Source organism: Methylobacterium sp. WL103, from assembly GCF_008039885.1.
Taxonomy (GTDB): domain Bacteria; phylum Pseudomonadota; class Alphaproteobacteria; order Rhizobiales; family Beijerinckiaceae; genus Methylobacterium; species Methylobacterium cerastii.
This window is the reverse complement of sequence record NZ_VRUX01000972.1, coordinates 1-1,060: the sequence shown is the minus strand read 5'-3', so window position 1 is coordinate 1,060 and position 1,060 is coordinate 1. Positions and strand designations below refer to the sequence as shown.

2 protein-coding genes are annotated in these 1,060 nt (G+C 71.7%); both read right to left on the bottom strand.

Annotated features, from left to right (window positions below; translation table 11 throughout):
- A partial coding sequence (gene dnaQ, locus FV222_RS27125) for a DNA polymerase III subunit epsilon (protein WP_147816227.1) occupies positions 1–634 on the bottom strand: 634 nt, incomplete at its 3' end.
- A gap of 67 nt (positions 635–701) precedes the next feature.
- The coding region (locus FV222_RS27120; protein ID WP_187277500.1) for a Smr/MutS family protein at positions 702–1,060 on the bottom strand (359 nt) is incomplete at its 5' end.

Below are 1,060 nucleotides of genomic sequence, written 5' to 3'. Positions count from 1 at the left end.
TGAGGCGGGCGCGGGTGGTGCGGGCCGTGCGGACGACGCTCTCGGCGCCGAAGTCGGCGACCGCTTCGGCCACAGCGCCGGCGCCGAGGTCGAACCCGGTCTGCTTGCCGCCCAGCAACTCGATGTAGACCTCCGCCAGGATCTGCGCGTCGAGCAAGGCGCCGTGCTTGGTGCGGCGGCTGGTATCGATGCCGTAGCGACTGCACAGGGCGTCGAGGTTTGCCGGCGCGCCGGGATGCTTGCGGCGCGCCATCGGCAGGGTGTCGACCACGCTCTCGAGCACGATCGGCGGCGGCGCCTTCGCCCCGAGCCGGGCGTATTCCATGTTGAGGAAGCCGACGTCGAACGGCGCGTTGTGGATCACCAGGCGGGCGTCGCCGCAGAATGCGACGAGCGCGTCGGCGATCTCCGAGAACAGCGGCTTGTCGGATAGGAACGTGTCGGACAGGCCGTGCACCTTGAAGGCGCCCTCGGAGACCGCCCGTTGCGGGTTGCAGTACTTGTGGAAGGTCCGGCCGGTGGGAATGTGGTTCAGGAGCTCGACCGCGCCGACCTCGATCAGCCGGTCGCCGGTCTTGGGATCGATGCCGGTGGTCTCGGTGTCGAGGACGATCTCGCGTACGACGTCGTGCATGATGTCCGGTCCCGAACGCTTCCCCGCTTCGCCTACCCGATTAGCCTGCGCCGGTTAACCCGCGCCTTCAACGCCGCCGCAGGCGGACGTAGAGCGCGCCGGCGCCGCCGTGGTGGCGGGCGGCCTCCTCGAAGCCGAGCACGATCGGACGCAGGTCCGCGCCGCGCAACCAGTGCGGCACCGAGCGGCGCAGCACGCCGCGCTCGGCGTAGGCGTCCTCGCCGCCTTTGCCGGTGACGACCAGCACCCGCGCGTGGCCGGCGGCCCGCGCCCGCATCAGAAAGCCGACCAACGCCGCATGGGCCTCGGCCTGGTAGAGCCCGTGCAGGTCGATCCGACCCTCGATCGCCAGCAGGCCGCGGCTGATCCGCTGCCGCTCGCGACGCTCCAGCCCGGGCGGGGCGGGGGCTGGGACGAAGGCCGGGC